This is a genomic window from Marinomonas piezotolerans (assembly GCF_003362755.1).
Taxonomy (GTDB): domain Bacteria; phylum Pseudomonadota; class Gammaproteobacteria; order Pseudomonadales; family Marinomonadaceae; genus Marinomonas; species Marinomonas piezotolerans.
Genome location: NZ_QKRA01000001.1, coordinates 463,359 through 476,952, shown reverse-complemented (window position 1 = coordinate 476,952; position 13,594 = coordinate 463,359). Strand labels below are relative to the sequence as shown.

Genomic DNA, 13,594 nt, shown 5'->3' with positions numbered 1-13,594 from the left:
GCATAAAGCTGTCAAAAAATAATGTAATGGAGCGCAATATGAGCGTAGAAGTTGGCCAACAAGCACCGGACTTTGAAGCAAAAAACGAAAACGGAGAACTTATCAAACTGAGTGACTACCGCGGTAAAAAGGTCGTACTGTATTTTTATCCGAAAGATTCGACTCCAGGCTGTACAGCTCAAGCCTGTGATCTTCGAGATCACATTGGCGAACTTAAAGATTCAGGCTATGAAGTGATTGGAGTTAGCCCAGACTCTCAGAAGCGGCACCAAAATTTTATCGCAAAGTACGATCTTCCTTTCACGCTGATTTCTGACGAAGAAAAGGAAGTTCATGAACTTTATGGAACATGGCAACTTAAAAAATTCATGGGTAAAGAATATATGGGGACCGTTAGAACAACCTTCATCATTGACGAAGATGGTAACATCGCAGACATAATCAAAAAAGTTAAAACGAAAGAGCATGCTGCACAAATTCTTACTTGATGCAGAGCGCCCGGAGACTTTCCTCGTCCGGGCGCTATCCTGACCTATTTTTTATTCGAAGGAAGCATTGGCTGTGCATAAGCTCTCGGCCATGCGTTAATAATCGCCTTAACGAGAGTTGCTAGAGGAATCGCAAAAAATACCCCCCAAAAACCCCATATACCACCAAAAAACAATACGGCTACGATTATTGCGACAGGGTGTAAATTAACCGCCTCTGAGAATAACAACGGCACTAGAACGTTTCCATCAAGAGCCTGCACAACAACGTAAGCGATAAACACGTACCAAAACTCATTCGTTGCACCGAACTGGTAGAACGCCACCAAAACCACCGGAATAGTCACGGCTGCGGCACCAATATAAGGTATTAGAACAGACAACCCAACTAACAATGCAAGTAACGCGGAATAGCGAAGATCGAAAACCCAAAACACGACAAAAGTAACCGCGCCAACAACGACCATCTCGATAACCTTACCGCGGATATAATTCGCAATTTGCTCATTCATTTCATGAGAAATACTACGAATCATTTTCCGCTCTTTTGGAAGCCACGATGTCATATAAGCGATGATTTTCTCTTGATCTTTTAAAATAAAGAACATCACTAACGGCACCAACACAAGGTACAGCGCAAGAGAAAACACAGAAGGAATACTAGAAAGTGAGTACGAAACCAACCACTGACCTGCGCTACCGAGCTCCGCCGCCAAAAGATTTACCACTTCGTCCACTGCAGCTTGGCTAACATACGCGGAGTGCTCAGCACTAAGAGACTGAACAAATTGTTGAAAGTCACCAAACATCCTAGGTAGGTCGTTAATAAATCTAACAGCCTGTTTCCATATGATTGGCACCATTATCCCGATAAATGCTCCTAAGACGGCAACAAATGCAAAGAACACAATGGTCACTGTAATGTTGTGGCTAACACCGAGTCGCTTGATTGCGTTTATGACACCTTGAAGCAGAAATGCAAACACAACCGCTATAAATACGGGCGCTAATATCCCGCCCCAGAACGCTACAACAGCCAAGACCAACGCCAATAAAAGTATAAAAATTACAACTTCTTCATTGGATAAGTAGCGTTTTATTAAATTATCAACTATTCGAAACATTTATTGGCCACCTTTTGCCACAATGAAATAAAAGCTACCGTCTGGCTTAGTACCACTTTCTTTCAACTCTACACCTACCATTGAGAGGTAATGGGGAATATCTTTACGCGAGCCTTCATCTGTTGCAAGTACACACAGCAATTGATCCTCATCCATTTTGCTTAAAGCTAATTTCATCTTTAAAAGCGGCATCGGACATCGCTCTTCTCTTGCATCTAGGATTACGTCATACTGCTTCGTACCGTGCATAGTATCAATTCCAATATTTCAATTAGGCCACTATGAGACAATTTTTCTCTCAAATCAGCAAGTCAGTCTTTGTGCTTATAATGATATTGCTTTACCAAGCCCCGTCATTTGCTGAAAATTCGCTACCGGATCTCGTCAACAATCAAGACGAACGCTCCCTATCAAATCCAAGCTACGTGCTAGGTCAATATTGGTTTAGGAAACTCAATGGAAGCACTGGTCTGATTGAGTTTCCACCTGCCTACAACTACTTACAACAAGCACTTTCTCAAATCGTGCCGAGCACTGATTTATACAATAAAACGATTGATATCGCGCTGCTAAATAGCAGTCAAACAAACGCTTTTGTCATACCTGGAAATCACCTTTTTATCTATTCTGACATTCTTCGTATCATTCAAGATGAAACTAGCTTTCTTGCTTTACTGGGCCATGAAATTGCGCACCTTGAGCTTAATCATTACGAACGCTCGCTAGAGCTACAAAAAAATGAAACGAGCAAAACTCTAATGTTATTACTAGCGGGAGTTGCCGCTGCATCAGCAGGAAACGGCGAAGCTACCTCTGCTCTTTGGCTAGGCGGCATTGCCAATCAGCAAGAAAACCTTCTCAAGTACTCTAGATCTCAAGAACAGGAAGCGGATAGAAGAGGCCGAGAACTATTGATTGATTCAGGCCTTCCTGTTAGTGGAATGAACACGCTATTAACGGCACTATTCAAACAATCTATGGGGGCAAATCGCATAGAGTTTTTGTCAACTCACCCCCTTCCTAAAACACGTATCAGCGACGCTTTCACAATTGATCAACCTAGGTCCGTGGTATTTGAGCCCTCATCGGATCACTTTCTATATTTTAGGGCAACGTTACTGGCTTATCGCTCAGTTATGGAGGGTGATCAATATCGTTCTTTTCTCAATCAACATATTTCTGATGAGCAGCAGCGAATCTATGCATACGCATTATCAGAATTATTAACGCAGCACACAAATAAAGCGACAACCACCCTGACTGACTTAGACCGAAAGCTTACCAATCAATTTATTGAATACTTACGTTCAATTGTAGCGATCGCACATAATGATCATGCTAAAGCAGCTAAAATTATTGAAAGTAGATTAACTTTAGCACCGAATGATTTAGCCTTTCGTTATCTAGAATCTCAGTCAGGAGCGCACTTCTCTTTCCTCAAATCTGCGCAAGATGCTTTAGGCTATGAAAAAAGGATGGTCTATCGAAATAATATCGCTACCGCTAGACGACAAGGTAACTTAGCCTCAGCGCTTTACTATAAAGGCCAATTGGAGTTTGCGAGAGGCAACGAACATATTGCAATGAATTTAATTAATCGTGCAATTAGAATGACCGCAGATAAACATGAAACTCAATTTCTGCGTACAAAAGAAGAATTCAGCAGCATAATCAGCGCCGAACGAGACCAAAATCTAAACTAATAGACACAAAAAAAGCAGCTTATTTAGCTGCTTTTTTCACTCTGAGCGTCACGACTTATTGAAGTCTAGCATTCTATGTAATGGCTTCAATGCCCCTACACGTACCTTCTCATCGACAAATATTTCTCCAGAACTGTCGCGCAATGCATTGCGCAATAGTTCCAATGAGTTTAAGGCCATCCAAGGACAATGCGCACAGCTTCTACACGTCGCTCCGGAGCCGGCTGTTGGAGCCTCTACAAAACGTTTATTCGGAGAAGCTTGCTTCATTTTATAGAAGATTCCGCGATCCGTCGCAACGATAAATGTATCATTGGGCATTTGCTTGGATGCATTCAGCAACTGTGATGTTGAACCCACCACATCAGCAATTTGAGTGACGGATTCTGGTGACTCGGGATGAACCAGAACAGCCGCATCAGGGTAGATTGTTTTTAGATCCGAAATGCCTTTTGCTTTGAACTCTTCATGTACTATACACGCACCATCCCACAGTAGCATGTCGGCACCTGTCTGGGCCTGCACATAGCGCCCTAGATGTTGATCTGGCGCCCAAATAATTTTTTCTCCGCGATCTGATAGAAACTGCACAACGTCAAGTGCGATCGCAGAAGTTACAACCCAGTCTGCACGCGCCTTCACCGCAGCAGATGTGTTTGCATAAACCACTACTGTTCGATCGGGGTTTGCATCACAAAAAGCACTGAATTCATCCTCAGGGCAACCTATATCTAAAGAACAAGTCGCTTCTAAAGTAGGCATCAGAACGGTTTTTTCTGGGCTAAGAATCTTGGAGGTTTCTCCCATAAATTTCACGCCAGCAACAACCAAAGTCTTTGCAGAGTGTTCGGCACCGAACCGAGCCATTTCCAGAGAATCGGCAATGATACCACCGGTTTCTTCAGCCAATTCTTGGATAGCATCTTCTGTGTAATAGTGCGCAACCAGAACCGCGTCTTTCTCTATTAGCAGCGATTTAATTTCGTCACGCAATTCTCTATTATCCAGTACAGGCTTCTTGAGTGATTCTTCGGCTTCAGACAGATATTTTTGAACGGTATCTCGTAGCGCTACTTTATCGATTAATTCAGACATTGAGTAACCCCTTGGAAATGGGCAGGTCATGGTGTGATGGTGGGTCGTACTGGATTCGAACCAGTGACCAATTGATTAAAAGTCAACTGCTCTACCAACTGAGCTAACGACCCATCACGGAAAAAGAAGAGTTGGTGGGTCGTACTGGATTCGAACCAGTGACCAATTGATTAAAAGTCAACTGCTCTACCAACTGAGCTAACGACCCAACGGGCGCGTATACTACAGCAGCTGACATAGAAAACAAACAATTATTTCATATTATTCAAATAATTAGTTGAAAGCTTTGCTGCATTAGCGTTTGAAAACTCATTGATAACTTGCTGTAGATAGGTCTTCGCCAACGCTTGATTCCCCATTTGGTCATTTACGATACCAAGCTTATAAACTGCATCAGGTACTTTAGGATGGCCAGGGAACGAGTCCACTACTGATTTGAATTGAACAAGTGCTTCGCCTTGGTTTCCCAGAACCAACGCTAGTTCACCAAGCCAATAATGAGCATTTCCGGTTAATTGGTTATTAGGATATTGACTAACAAAAGATCGAAACTTACTGCGTGCTTGTTCAAATTCTTTCTGCTTTATCAGCTGATATGCCGAATCGTAGGCTTGTTTAGCTGATTCAGAAGGCGATGAATATGTTTCAGCTTTAATTTGAGCTGTTGGAACAGCGACAGCGACTGGAGTACTTGAAGTCGAATTGTTACTGTCTTGGCCAGCTGAAGCTACTGAAGGTTGAACACTAACTTGATCACGTGATACAGACATCGCCGCGGATATTCGCTTATCGAGATCAATATATCGATCCTTTTGCAATGCTTTCATTTTGCGAAGTTCGTGCTCTTGCTCTTCTAACTTACCCCTCAACTGAGACACTTCAAATTGAAGCGTTTCTAACTGATACAGTAAGTCCGCGGCAACACTGGCTGATATGCCTCTCTGTTCATTATCGGCCGCCATTGCGATTGGTGCTGACAAGGTCAGCACCAATGCAACGGAGCTTATCGTGAGTCGATTACTCATTACTCGTAGCGAACCTCAACACGACGATTAAGCTGCCATGATGCGTCATCATGACCAAATGCTACAGGGACCTCTTCGCCAAAGCTCACAGTTTCAATTTGAGATGCTGCAACACCTTGAATGGTCAAGTAACGCATAACAGCTTTCGCACGACGCTCGCCAAGGGCCATATTGTATTCACGAGTTCCGCGTTCGTCCGCGTGTCCTTCTAATACAATGCGAGCATCAGGATTATTAATTAAAAAGTCAGCATGTTTCGCCAATGCTTCACGTGCTGCAGGACGTACAATGGATTTATCAAAGTCGAAGTAGAAAACTGTAGAAACGCCTGCTAGAGGGTCTACATCCTGCATTTGTGCTGCCATCGCTTCTTCATCTTCCACGATAACACTGGAAACTGCACCATCTTCGCCTGCTGCATAAGTCGCATCGTCAGAAGCAGCCATGTCATCAGCGGATTCAGTTGTTTCTGTTGCTGCACCTTCTTCAGCGACTGCTGAGTTATCTGATTCTGTTGCTGTTGTGCTACAACCTGCCAACCATGCGGCTGAAAGACCCACTACCGCGAACTTACCTAATTTACTTACACTCATTGTTAGCTCCTTAAAGTGTGCTATTTAAAATACGGAGACCAAGCAGGCTCTCGTACATCCCCGTCTGCAGATGGTAACTTATATTTAACAAGCCCATCAACGGAAACAACAGCCAAGATTCCTTTACTGTTCTCGGTTGTTGCGTACATCACCATGCTGCCATTCGGCGCAATGCTTGGCGATTCATCTAGATAGGTTTGAGTTAATACTTGTACCCTACCCGTCTTCATATCCTGTAATGCGATATGATAATTTCCATCATTTTTCTGTACTGTGACCAAATAACGTCCATCAGGTGTTAAACGCGCCCTGGTGTTCAACTCACCCTCAAATGTTACACGTTCTACTGATTTGCTTTTTACATCAAGACGATAGATTTGGGGATTCCCACCTCTATCAGAGGTAAAAATGATACCGTTTCCGTCAGGCTCCCAGCTCGGCTCAGTATCAATTGAATAGTGATTGGTCATGCGCTCTAACTTTTTAGTAGCAATATCAAGCGTATAAATCTCTGGGTTATTATCTTTAGACAGAACCAAAGCGAGTTTCTTGCCATCTGGCGACCAAGCTGGCGCTCCATTTAACCCTCTAAACTGTGCAAGCTGTTGTTGCTTTCCTGTCGCCAACTCTTGAATAAAAATATTTGGCCTGCGGTTCCTGAACATAACATAAGCTATATAGCGTCCGTCTGCACTCCAAGAAGGCGATAAAATTGGCTCCTGAGAACTGACAACAACTTGAGGACGATATCCGTCTGCATCAGCTACTTGCAACTTAAACGTAGGTGCAGCTTTGTTGCCTTCTGCAGTAACATAAAGAATGCGAGTACTAAATGCCCCACGAATCCCCGTCAACTGTTCGTATATTTTATCACTAATAAAATGGGCAGCATCTCGGAAATTACTAGGCTTAACATCGAGCGCTTCTTTATTGCCAACCCTTTTTTGCGTCAGTACATTAACCAATTCATAGGTTATTCGATAGGTACCGTTAGCATTCGCATCAACATTTCCTACTAGCACATAATCAGCTTTTAGAAGTCGCCAATCTCGATAGAAGACATCTTTAGCCGAGGTCGGCAAGCTCAGCATATTTTCCCGCGGTATTGCTTGAAAAACACCACTGCGCAGCAAGTCACTCTGAACAATACCGGCGACATCCTCAGGCAATGGGGTTGAGCCAGTGTAGCCAAATGGTACGACTGCAACGGGTAGCAGCTGGTCGGCCCCACTGGTTATTTCAATTACCAATTGCGCTCTTGCTGGAATCGATAACGTAAGCAAGGCCATTAAAACGACTAAAACAAATTTACTTTTCATTAATTTCTCAGATCTTGTGGGTTAAACAACAACTCAATTTGCCTAAAATTACGTTCAAATATTGCATAATCAACATCGGCTAACTCTTCAACCCTGCCCATTTTGACAACAGCGTCTTTAGCACGTTGGTCAAACAATGAGTCTCCGCTGCTTTCTAAAACATCTACAGTACTCACTTCCCCACTCGGGAGAAAACCTATACGTAACTTTGTTTTCATGCCATTTCTAGCATTTGGCGGCCTAATCCATACTGATGCAATTCTATCCATTATCAAGCTACTGATTGATTGAACAGCTTGACCCTCTTCGATTCGCAACTGTTTCGCTTCTTCCTCGGCTATCGCTTTTTGTACTTCAGCTTCTGCTTGTCTCCGACGAGCCTCCTCCGCTTCAGCTATAGCTTTGGCTTCTAGTTGACGCTGACGCTCAAGTTCTTTTGCTCTTTCTTGTTCTTGCCGCTTACGTTTTTCTTCTTCAGCTCGCTTCTTTTCTTCCAAGCGCTTTTTTTGCTCTGCCTCTTGCTGAGCCTTTTCTTTTTTAGCCTGTTCTTGCTGGGCTTTCTTTTTTGCTGCTTCCGCTTTGCGCGCTTTTTCTGCCTTTTCCCGCTCTAACAAAGCCCTTCTATCAGCCTCTGCTTTCCGCTCAGCAGCTTCACGTTTCTTCTGAGCGGCTTGTGCTTGGCGTCTTTGCTTTTCCAACGCTTCTCGTTCAGCTTTTTTTCGAGCCGCCTCTTTAGCTTTCTTCTGGGCTTCTTGTTGAGCTTGAGCAGCAGCTTGACGCAGCTCAGCCTCACGCTTACCAATAATCGTATCGGATACATCGACAATCGTTGCATTCACTATGGGAGGGCGCTTGGGAGCAGGAGGTTCATCGTCGCCCAACACCAACCCAACTGAACCGCCAACCAATATTATGACGTGCAAACCTATAGCCAAAACAACGGGTAACGAGTAACTTTCCTTATCAGTCCAACGCATGAACTATTCTGGCTCCGTTACTAGGCCCACGTTAGGTGCCCCTGCACCTTGGAGAGCAACCATCAAACCAACCACCTGACCGTAGGAAACATTAGTATCTCCTCGCACCAATACAGGCAATCTAGGATTTTGACTTAGAACTTTTTTCACTTGGATTTTAAGCTCATCCAAAGTCACAGAATTTTGCTCGCCACCTAGATCAATAAAATAATTCCCATCTTTATCTACGGATGCAATCAGTACATCGGATTCATTGTTTTCCATAGGCGCTGCATTCGCGTTAGGGAGCTCAACATCCACTCCCTGGGTTAGCATAGGCGCGGTAATCATAAAGATCACTAACAACACCAACATTACATCGATATAGGGTACGACATTGATTTCCGCAACCGGCTTACGGCGCTTGCTTCGCCTTCTTACACCTGCCATGTATCAGTTCCCGTCACTAGCATGAACTTTGCGGTGTAACACACTACTAAACTCATCCGCAAAATTATCATAGCTTGACGCTAATGATTCAGCGTTTGCAGAGAATCGGTTGTATGCAACCACGGCAGGAATCGCTGCCGCCAGACCAATAGCCGTTGCAATAAGCGCCTCAGCGATACCGGGAGCGACCGTTGCTAGTGTCGCTTGCTGCACCTCAGCAAGCCCCATAAATGAGTGCATGATACCCCAAACTGTACCAAATAGGCCCACGTACGGACTAATGGAACCAACAGTTGCCAAAAATGGTAAATGCATATCTAGCTTCTCTTCTTCTCGATAGAGAGCCACGCGCATTGCCCGCTCTACCCCTTCCATTACTGCGTCAGGGTCTACATTCTGGTGCTGTCGTAAACGCGTAAATTCCTTTATGCCAGCGGTAAAAATATTCTCTATCCCTTCAACTTTCCTACCTTCCATGGTTAGCATTCGATATAACTTACTAAGATCAATACCTGACCAAAACTGGTCTTCGAATTGCCTGCGAATGGTCTTAGCTTTTTTAAGCACTCTAATGCGCTGAAATATAACGACCCATGAAAAAAGAGACGCTAGTAGTAGCGTCAACATAACTAATTGCACGACAACGCTCGCGCTGGCAATTAAGCCCCAAATGGACATGTGTTTTCCTCTATTCCAAATCTTGAGGGAGTTGATAATTAAAATGTTCATAAGCTCGTTTCGTTACTTGGCGCCCACGTGAGGTTCTAATCACGAAACCCTGCTGTATCAAAAACGGCTCTATCACATCTTCAATCGTATCTTTATCTTCACCTACTGCGGCAGCAATACTATCCAAACCAACCGGACGACCGTCAAACTTTTCTATCATAGTCAACAACATACGTCTGTCTAGATGGTCAAACCCTTGATTATCTACACTTAACATATCCAGGGCACGTTGAGCAACTTTTTGTCCCACAAGCTTGTCCCCACCTACTTGAGCAACATCACGGACGCGCCGTAAAAGTCGGTTTGCGATACGAGGAGTTCCGCGAGAACGCCTAGCAACTTCAAAGCATCCCTCATCATCCAATTCGATGCCTAACTTTTTCGAAGACCGACGTACGATTGTAGTCAGAGATTGGACATCATAAAACTCTAAACGTTGCACGATTCCGAAACGATCACGTAAAGGTGACGTAAGCAAGCCTGCTCGGGTCGTTGCTCCTACCAACGTAAATGGTGGAATATCAATTTTAATCGATCGAGCAGCAGGACCCTCGCCAATCATGATATCGATCTGATAGTCCTCCATAGCTGGGTATAACACCTCTTCTATGGCTGGGCTTAGTCGATGAATTTCATCAATGAATAACACATCACCTTCTTCCAGATTTGTTAGCAGCGCAGCGAGATCTCCAGCTCTTTCTAGTACAGGCCCCGAGGTTGTTTTTATCTCGGCACCCATTTCGTTAGCAATGATATTAGCAAGCGTCGTTTTACCAAGCCCGGGTGGACCAAATATTAGCGAGTGATCCAATGGCTCACCACGTTGTCGCGCTGCCTGAATGAAGATATCCATTTGCTCTTTGACAACAGGCTGCCCTATGTACTCAGCGAGACTCTGAGGACGTATTGCGCGGTCTACCTGTCCGTCACTCCCCCTCACCTGAGGGGAAATGATCCGATCATGTTCTATCATAATTACTTCAACATACCTTTTAGCGCAGCTTTAATTAGTGACTCACTATTGGATTCATCTTTTGGTAATTTCGCTATCATACGTGCCGCCTCTTGCGGTTTGTACCCTAATGAGATCAATGCTGCCTCAGCCTCTTGGCGCGGATCAGCTTGAACCTTGGCTACAACAGAGCGCTCGGTAAACAAATCTTGTTTAGCTGCACTACCAAGTTTATCACGTAGTTCAACAATCAGTCGCTCAGCAGTCCTCTTGCCAACACCAGGTACCTTTGTAAGATTATCGACTTGCGACTCCTGAACAGCCGTAATCAGCTCTTGTGGGTTCATGCTCGATAATACTGACAACGCCATCTTAGGGCCTATGCCATTTACCTTAATTAAGATTCTAAACAGAGCTCGTTCATCTTTCGTTACAAAGCCATATAATGATTGAGCGTCTTCTTTAACTTGAAAGTGTGTATGCAACACTACAGGCTGGCCTACCTGAGGTAAGTCGTAAATTGTGCTCATCGACGCCAGTACTTCATAACCAATTCCACCGACATCCACCAACAACTCTGGAGGCGCTTTCTCAATTAAAGTTCCCGAAATTCGACCTATCATTTTTTCACCCTCAAATCTGTCATTTGCCACCGCTTCGAAGATCGACCTGCCCGCTTCCCTACCCCATACTCAAGTCCGTCTGATGTCCGGGTGTTAGCATGGCATAGCCCAATCGCCAATGCATCGGCGGCATCGGCCTGAGGCGTAGATTCCAGCTTAAGTAAAAATTGAACCATAGACTGCACTTGCTCTTTATCAGCATTGCCATTACCGACCACAGATTGCTTCACGCGCCGCGCGGCATATTCATAAACAGGCAAATCCGCCATAGCAGCGGCCACAATCGCAGCTCCACGAGCCTGGCCAAGCTTCAAAGCTGAGTTAGCATTTTTTGCTAAAAACACTTCCTCGATCGCAAATTCAGTTGGACTGAATTCATATATAACCTCGCCAACGCACTCAAAGATACGCTTTAATCTGACTGCGAGATTCTCGTCAGGTAATTTTATGCAACCACTACTAACGTAGTTCACTTTTCCGTTAAGTACTTCGAGCACTCCAAACCCTGTAACTCTTGATCCAGGGTCAATTGCTAGTATTCGCGCCAATCTAACACCTTTATTAATCTCACCCTCGAAATACTGTATATTTCAACAGCATAAAGAAAACAATGCAAGGCAATAAAAAAGGGCCATTAGTTGGCCCTTTATATAATGCATCGTTAATAAGCTTGATCTTTACTCTACTACTGGCTTACGTACGCGAATGCTCAGCTCTTTTAGCTGCTTTTCACTCACTTCGCCAGGAGCTTGAGTCAATAGACATGTAGCGCTTTGAGTTTTAGGAAATGCGATAACGTCTCGAATCGAAGCAGAACCAGTCATAAGCATAACCAAGCGATCAAGACCAAACGCCAATCCTCCGTGCGGCGGCGCACCGAACTTCAACGCATCCAACAGGAAGCCAAATTTCTCTTCTTGCTCTTCTGCTGAGATATTCAATAGCTCAAATACGGTTTCTTGCATCTCAGATTGGTGAATACGAATAGAACCACCACCCAATTCAGTGCCGTTAAGCACCATATCGTACGCTTGTGATAAGGCAGTCAAAGGATTTTCTTTTAATTCCTCAGGAGAACAAGATGGTGCAGTAAATGGATGGTGTATCGCCGTAATACCGCCATCTGATGTTTGCTCAAACATTGGGAAATCTACAACCCAAAGCGGCGCCCACTCACAAGTATATAGATCAAGATCAGCGCCTAACTTACAACGAAGTGCGCCAAGTGCTTCATTTACGATGCTTGTCTGATCAGCTCCAAAGAAGATCAAATCACCGTCTTGTGCCTCAACACGGTCCAGCAAAGCCTTGCGAACATCTACTGGTAAAAACTTAACGATCGGTGACTGTAAACCTTCTTCAAGGTCTGATTTGTCGTTAACCTTAATGTAGGCAAGGCCTTTAGCACCGTAGATCCCAACAAATTTAGTATATTCGTCGATCTGTTTACGTGTTAAGGAATTACCACCAGGCACTTTAAGCGCCGCAACACGACCTTTATCGTCCTTTGCTGGTCCTGAAAAAACCTTGAAGTCTACATCTGTCATCAAATCCGAAACGGTTTCAATCGTTAGAGGTATACGAAGGTCCGGCTTATCGGAGCCGTATTTCTCCATCGCCTCAGAGTAAGGCATACGCGGGAAATCACCCAGGTCTATGTCTTTTACTTCTTTGAACAGGTTAGTAATCATTCCTTCCGTAAGAGACATTATTGCTTCCTGCCCCAAGAATGACGTTTCCAAGTCTATTTGAGTAAACTCTGGCTGACGGTCTGCTCGCAAATCCTCATCACGGAAACATTTAGCAATTTGGTAGTAACGATCAAAACCAGACACCATCAACAACTGCTTAAACAACTGTGGCGACTGGGGCAAAGCGAAGAAACTACCTTGATGAGTACGACTAGGGACCAAGTAATCTCGCGCACCTTCAGGTGTAGCACGAGTAAGGATAGGAGTCTCTATATCAAGAAAGCCATTATCGTCAAGATAACTACGCAGAATAGAAGTGACTTTAGAACGAATACGAAGTTTTTGCTGGATCTCTGGACGACGCAGATCCAAAAAGCGATTTTTTAAACGAATGTCTTCGCCAACAGCTTGATGTTCATCCAACTGGAACGGTGGTGTCGCGGCACGGTTCAAAATTTCGATTTCATGACCAAGAATTTCGATTTCACCTGTGTTCATGTTTGGGTTAACAGTACCTTCTGGACGCGCTCGCACCAAGCCTTTAACTTGAACCACAAACTCACTGCGGCAGCTGTCCGCCAAAGCAAAGCTCTCCGCTCTATCTGGATCAAATACGACTTGAGTTACACCTTCGCGATCTCGAAGGTCTAGAAAAATTACTCCACCGTGATCTCGACGACGGTGAACCCATCCACAAAGAGTGACTACTTCTGAAATGTTTTTTGCTGTTAACTCGCCGCAATAATGGCTGCGCATAATTCTGTCCTATTACCGTCTCGTGTTGAGCGTTAATGATGTTCTTTGTTCCCGTTGTTGAGCATTTCCTCAACCACCAGAACGTCGTAA

General features: G+C 44.3%; 15 protein-coding genes and 2 tRNA genes. 2 read left to right on the top strand and 15 right to left on the bottom strand.

The window, feature by feature from the left end; genetic code table 11:
- Positions 1-38 precede the first annotated feature (38 nt).
- On the top strand, positions 39-488 hold the full coding sequence (bcp, locus tag DN730_RS02205; protein ID WP_115466471.1) for a thioredoxin-dependent thiol peroxidase: 450 nt from the start codon (positions 39-41) through the stop codon (positions 486-488).
- 44 nt (positions 489-532) lie between these two features.
- On the opposite strand, the gene DN730_RS02200 is transcribed toward bcp, so the two are convergent.
- Both DN730_RS02200 and DN730_RS02195 read right to left on the bottom strand, forming a co-directional pair.
- On the bottom strand, positions 533-1,612 hold the full coding sequence (locus tag DN730_RS02200) for an AI-2E family transporter (protein ID WP_115466470.1): 1,080 nt from the start codon (positions 1,610-1,612) through the stop codon (positions 533-535).
- On the bottom strand, positions 1,613-1,861 hold the full coding sequence (locus tag DN730_RS02195; RefSeq protein WP_115466469.1) for a sulfurtransferase TusA family protein: 249 nt from the start codon (positions 1,859-1,861) through the stop codon (positions 1,613-1,615).
- An 80-nt stretch (positions 1,862-1,941) separates the two neighbouring features.
- Here DN730_RS02195 and DN730_RS02190 point away from each other — a divergent pair, with 80 nt between their 5' ends.
- Positions 1,942-3,315: a M48 family metalloprotease gene (locus DN730_RS02190; protein WP_158541163.1), complete on the top strand. Its 1,374-nt coding sequence runs from the start codon at positions 1,942-1,944 to the stop codon at positions 3,313-3,315.
- 48 nt (positions 3,316-3,363) lie between these two features.
- Here DN730_RS02190 and nadA read toward each other — a convergent pair whose 3' ends face one another.
- The 13 genes from nadA to aspS form a co-directional block, all read right to left on the bottom strand.
- Positions 3,364-4,410, bottom strand: a complete 1,047-nt coding sequence (gene nadA / locus DN730_RS02185; protein WP_115466467.1) for a quinolinate synthase NadA — start codon at positions 4,408-4,410, stop codon at positions 3,364-3,366.
- 37 nt (positions 4,411-4,447) lie between these two features.
- A tRNA-Lys gene (locus tag DN730_RS02180) sits at positions 4,448-4,523 on the bottom strand.
- Between the two features lie 19 nt (positions 4,524-4,542).
- Positions 4,543-4,618: transfer RNA gene (locus tag DN730_RS02175), tRNA-Lys, on the bottom strand.
- Positions 4,619-4,661: 43 nt separating this feature from the next.
- Entirely contained in the window at positions 4,662-5,435 is a 774-nt protein-coding gene (gene ybgF, locus DN730_RS02170; protein ID WP_115466466.1) for a tol-pal system protein YbgF, read from the bottom strand.
- Complete coding sequence (gene pal, locus DN730_RS02165) at positions 5,435-6,028, bottom strand: peptidoglycan-associated lipoprotein Pal (RefSeq protein ID WP_115466465.1); 594 nt, start codon at positions 6,026-6,028, stop codon at positions 5,435-5,437. Before pal ends, ybgF begins: the two co-directional genes overlap by 1 nt.
- Before the next feature lie 20 nt (positions 6,029-6,048).
- Positions 6,049-7,347, bottom strand: coding sequence for a Tol-Pal system beta propeller repeat protein TolB (gene tolB / locus DN730_RS02160; protein WP_115466464.1), 1,299 nt, complete (start codon positions 7,345-7,347; stop codon positions 6,049-6,051).
- A complete protein-coding gene (locus DN730_RS02155; protein WP_115466463.1) occupies positions 7,347-8,324 on the bottom strand; it encodes an energy transducer TonB family protein in 978 nt (325 codons plus the stop codon). Before DN730_RS02155 ends, tolB begins: the two co-directional genes overlap by 1 nt.
- A gap of 3 nt (positions 8,325-8,327) precedes the next feature.
- A complete protein-coding gene (gene tolR, locus DN730_RS02150; RefSeq protein WP_115466462.1) occupies positions 8,328-8,753 on the bottom strand; it encodes a protein TolR in 426 nt (141 codons plus the stop codon).
- Positions 8,754-8,756: 3 nt separating this feature from the next.
- Positions 8,757-9,431, bottom strand: a complete 675-nt coding sequence (gene tolQ, locus DN730_RS02145; protein WP_115466461.1) for a protein TolQ — start codon at positions 9,429-9,431, stop codon at positions 8,757-8,759.
- A 10-nt stretch (positions 9,432-9,441) separates the two neighbouring features.
- A complete protein-coding gene (gene ruvB, locus DN730_RS02140) occupies positions 9,442-10,455 on the bottom strand; it encodes a Holliday junction branch migration DNA helicase RuvB (RefSeq protein WP_115466460.1) in 1,014 nt (337 codons plus the stop codon).
- Between the two features lie 2 nt (positions 10,456-10,457).
- Complete coding sequence (gene ruvA / locus DN730_RS02135; protein ID WP_115466459.1) at positions 10,458-11,057, bottom strand: Holliday junction branch migration protein RuvA; 600 nt, start codon at positions 11,055-11,057, stop codon at positions 10,458-10,460.
- Positions 11,054-11,605: a crossover junction endodeoxyribonuclease RuvC gene (ruvC, locus tag DN730_RS02130; RefSeq protein WP_115466458.1), complete on the bottom strand. Its 552-nt coding sequence runs from the start codon at positions 11,603-11,605 to the stop codon at positions 11,054-11,056. Before ruvC ends, ruvA begins: the two co-directional genes overlap by 4 nt.
- A gap of 129 nt (positions 11,606-11,734) precedes the next feature.
- The gene (gene aspS, locus DN730_RS02125) at positions 11,735-13,504 is read right to left on the bottom strand and encodes an aspartate--tRNA ligase (protein ID WP_115466457.1); all 1,770 of its coding nucleotides are present in this window, start codon (positions 13,502-13,504) and stop codon (positions 11,735-11,737) included.
- Between the last annotated feature and the right edge of the window lie 90 nt (positions 13,505-13,594).

Bases quoted from the DNA above. Each gene is read 5' to 3' on its own strand.
- bcp (WP_115466471.1), top strand. From the start codon at position 39: ATGAGCGTAGAAGTTGGCCAACAAGCACCGGACTTTGAAGCAAAAAAC.
- DN730_RS02200 (WP_115466470.1), bottom strand. From the start codon at position 1,612: ATGTTTCGAATAGTTGATAATTTAATAAAACGCTACTTATCCAATGAA.
- DN730_RS02195 (WP_115466469.1), bottom strand. From the start codon at position 1,861: ATGCACGGTACGAAGCAGTATGACGTAATCCTAGATGCAAGAGAAGAG.
- DN730_RS02190 (WP_158541163.1), top strand. From the start codon at position 1,942: ATGATATTGCTTTACCAAGCCCCGTCATTTGCTGAAAATTCGCTACCG.
- nadA (WP_115466467.1), bottom strand. From the start codon at position 4,410: ATGTCTGAATTAATCGATAAAGTAGCGCTACGAGATACCGTTCAAAAA.
- ybgF (WP_115466466.1), bottom strand. From the start codon at position 5,435: ATGAGTAATCGACTCACGATAAGCTCCGTTGCATTGGTGCTGACCTTG.
- pal (WP_115466465.1), bottom strand. From the start codon at position 6,028: ATGAGTGTAAGTAAATTAGGTAAGTTCGCGGTAGTGGGTCTTTCAGCC.
- tolB (WP_115466464.1), bottom strand. From the start codon at position 7,347: ATGAAAAGTAAATTTGTTTTAGTCGTTTTAATGGCCTTGCTTACGTTA.
- DN730_RS02155 (WP_115466463.1), bottom strand. From the start codon at position 8,324: ATGCGTTGGACTGATAAGGAAAGTTACTCGTTACCCGTTGTTTTGGCT.
- tolR (WP_115466462.1), bottom strand. From the start codon at position 8,753: ATGGCAGGTGTAAGAAGGCGAAGCAAGCGCCGTAAGCCGGTTGCGGAA.
- tolQ (WP_115466461.1), bottom strand. From the start codon at position 9,431: ATGTCCATTTGGGGCTTAATTGCCAGCGCGAGCGTTGTCGTGCAATTA.
- ruvB (WP_115466460.1), bottom strand. From the start codon at position 10,455: ATGATAGAACATGATCGGATCATTTCCCCTCAGGTGAGGGGGAGTGAC.
- ruvA (WP_115466459.1), bottom strand. From the start codon at position 11,057: ATGATAGGTCGAATTTCGGGAACTTTAATTGAGAAAGCGCCTCCAGAG.
- aspS (WP_115466457.1), bottom strand. From the start codon at position 13,504: ATGCGCAGCCATTATTGCGGCGAGTTAACAGCAAAAAACATTTCAGAA.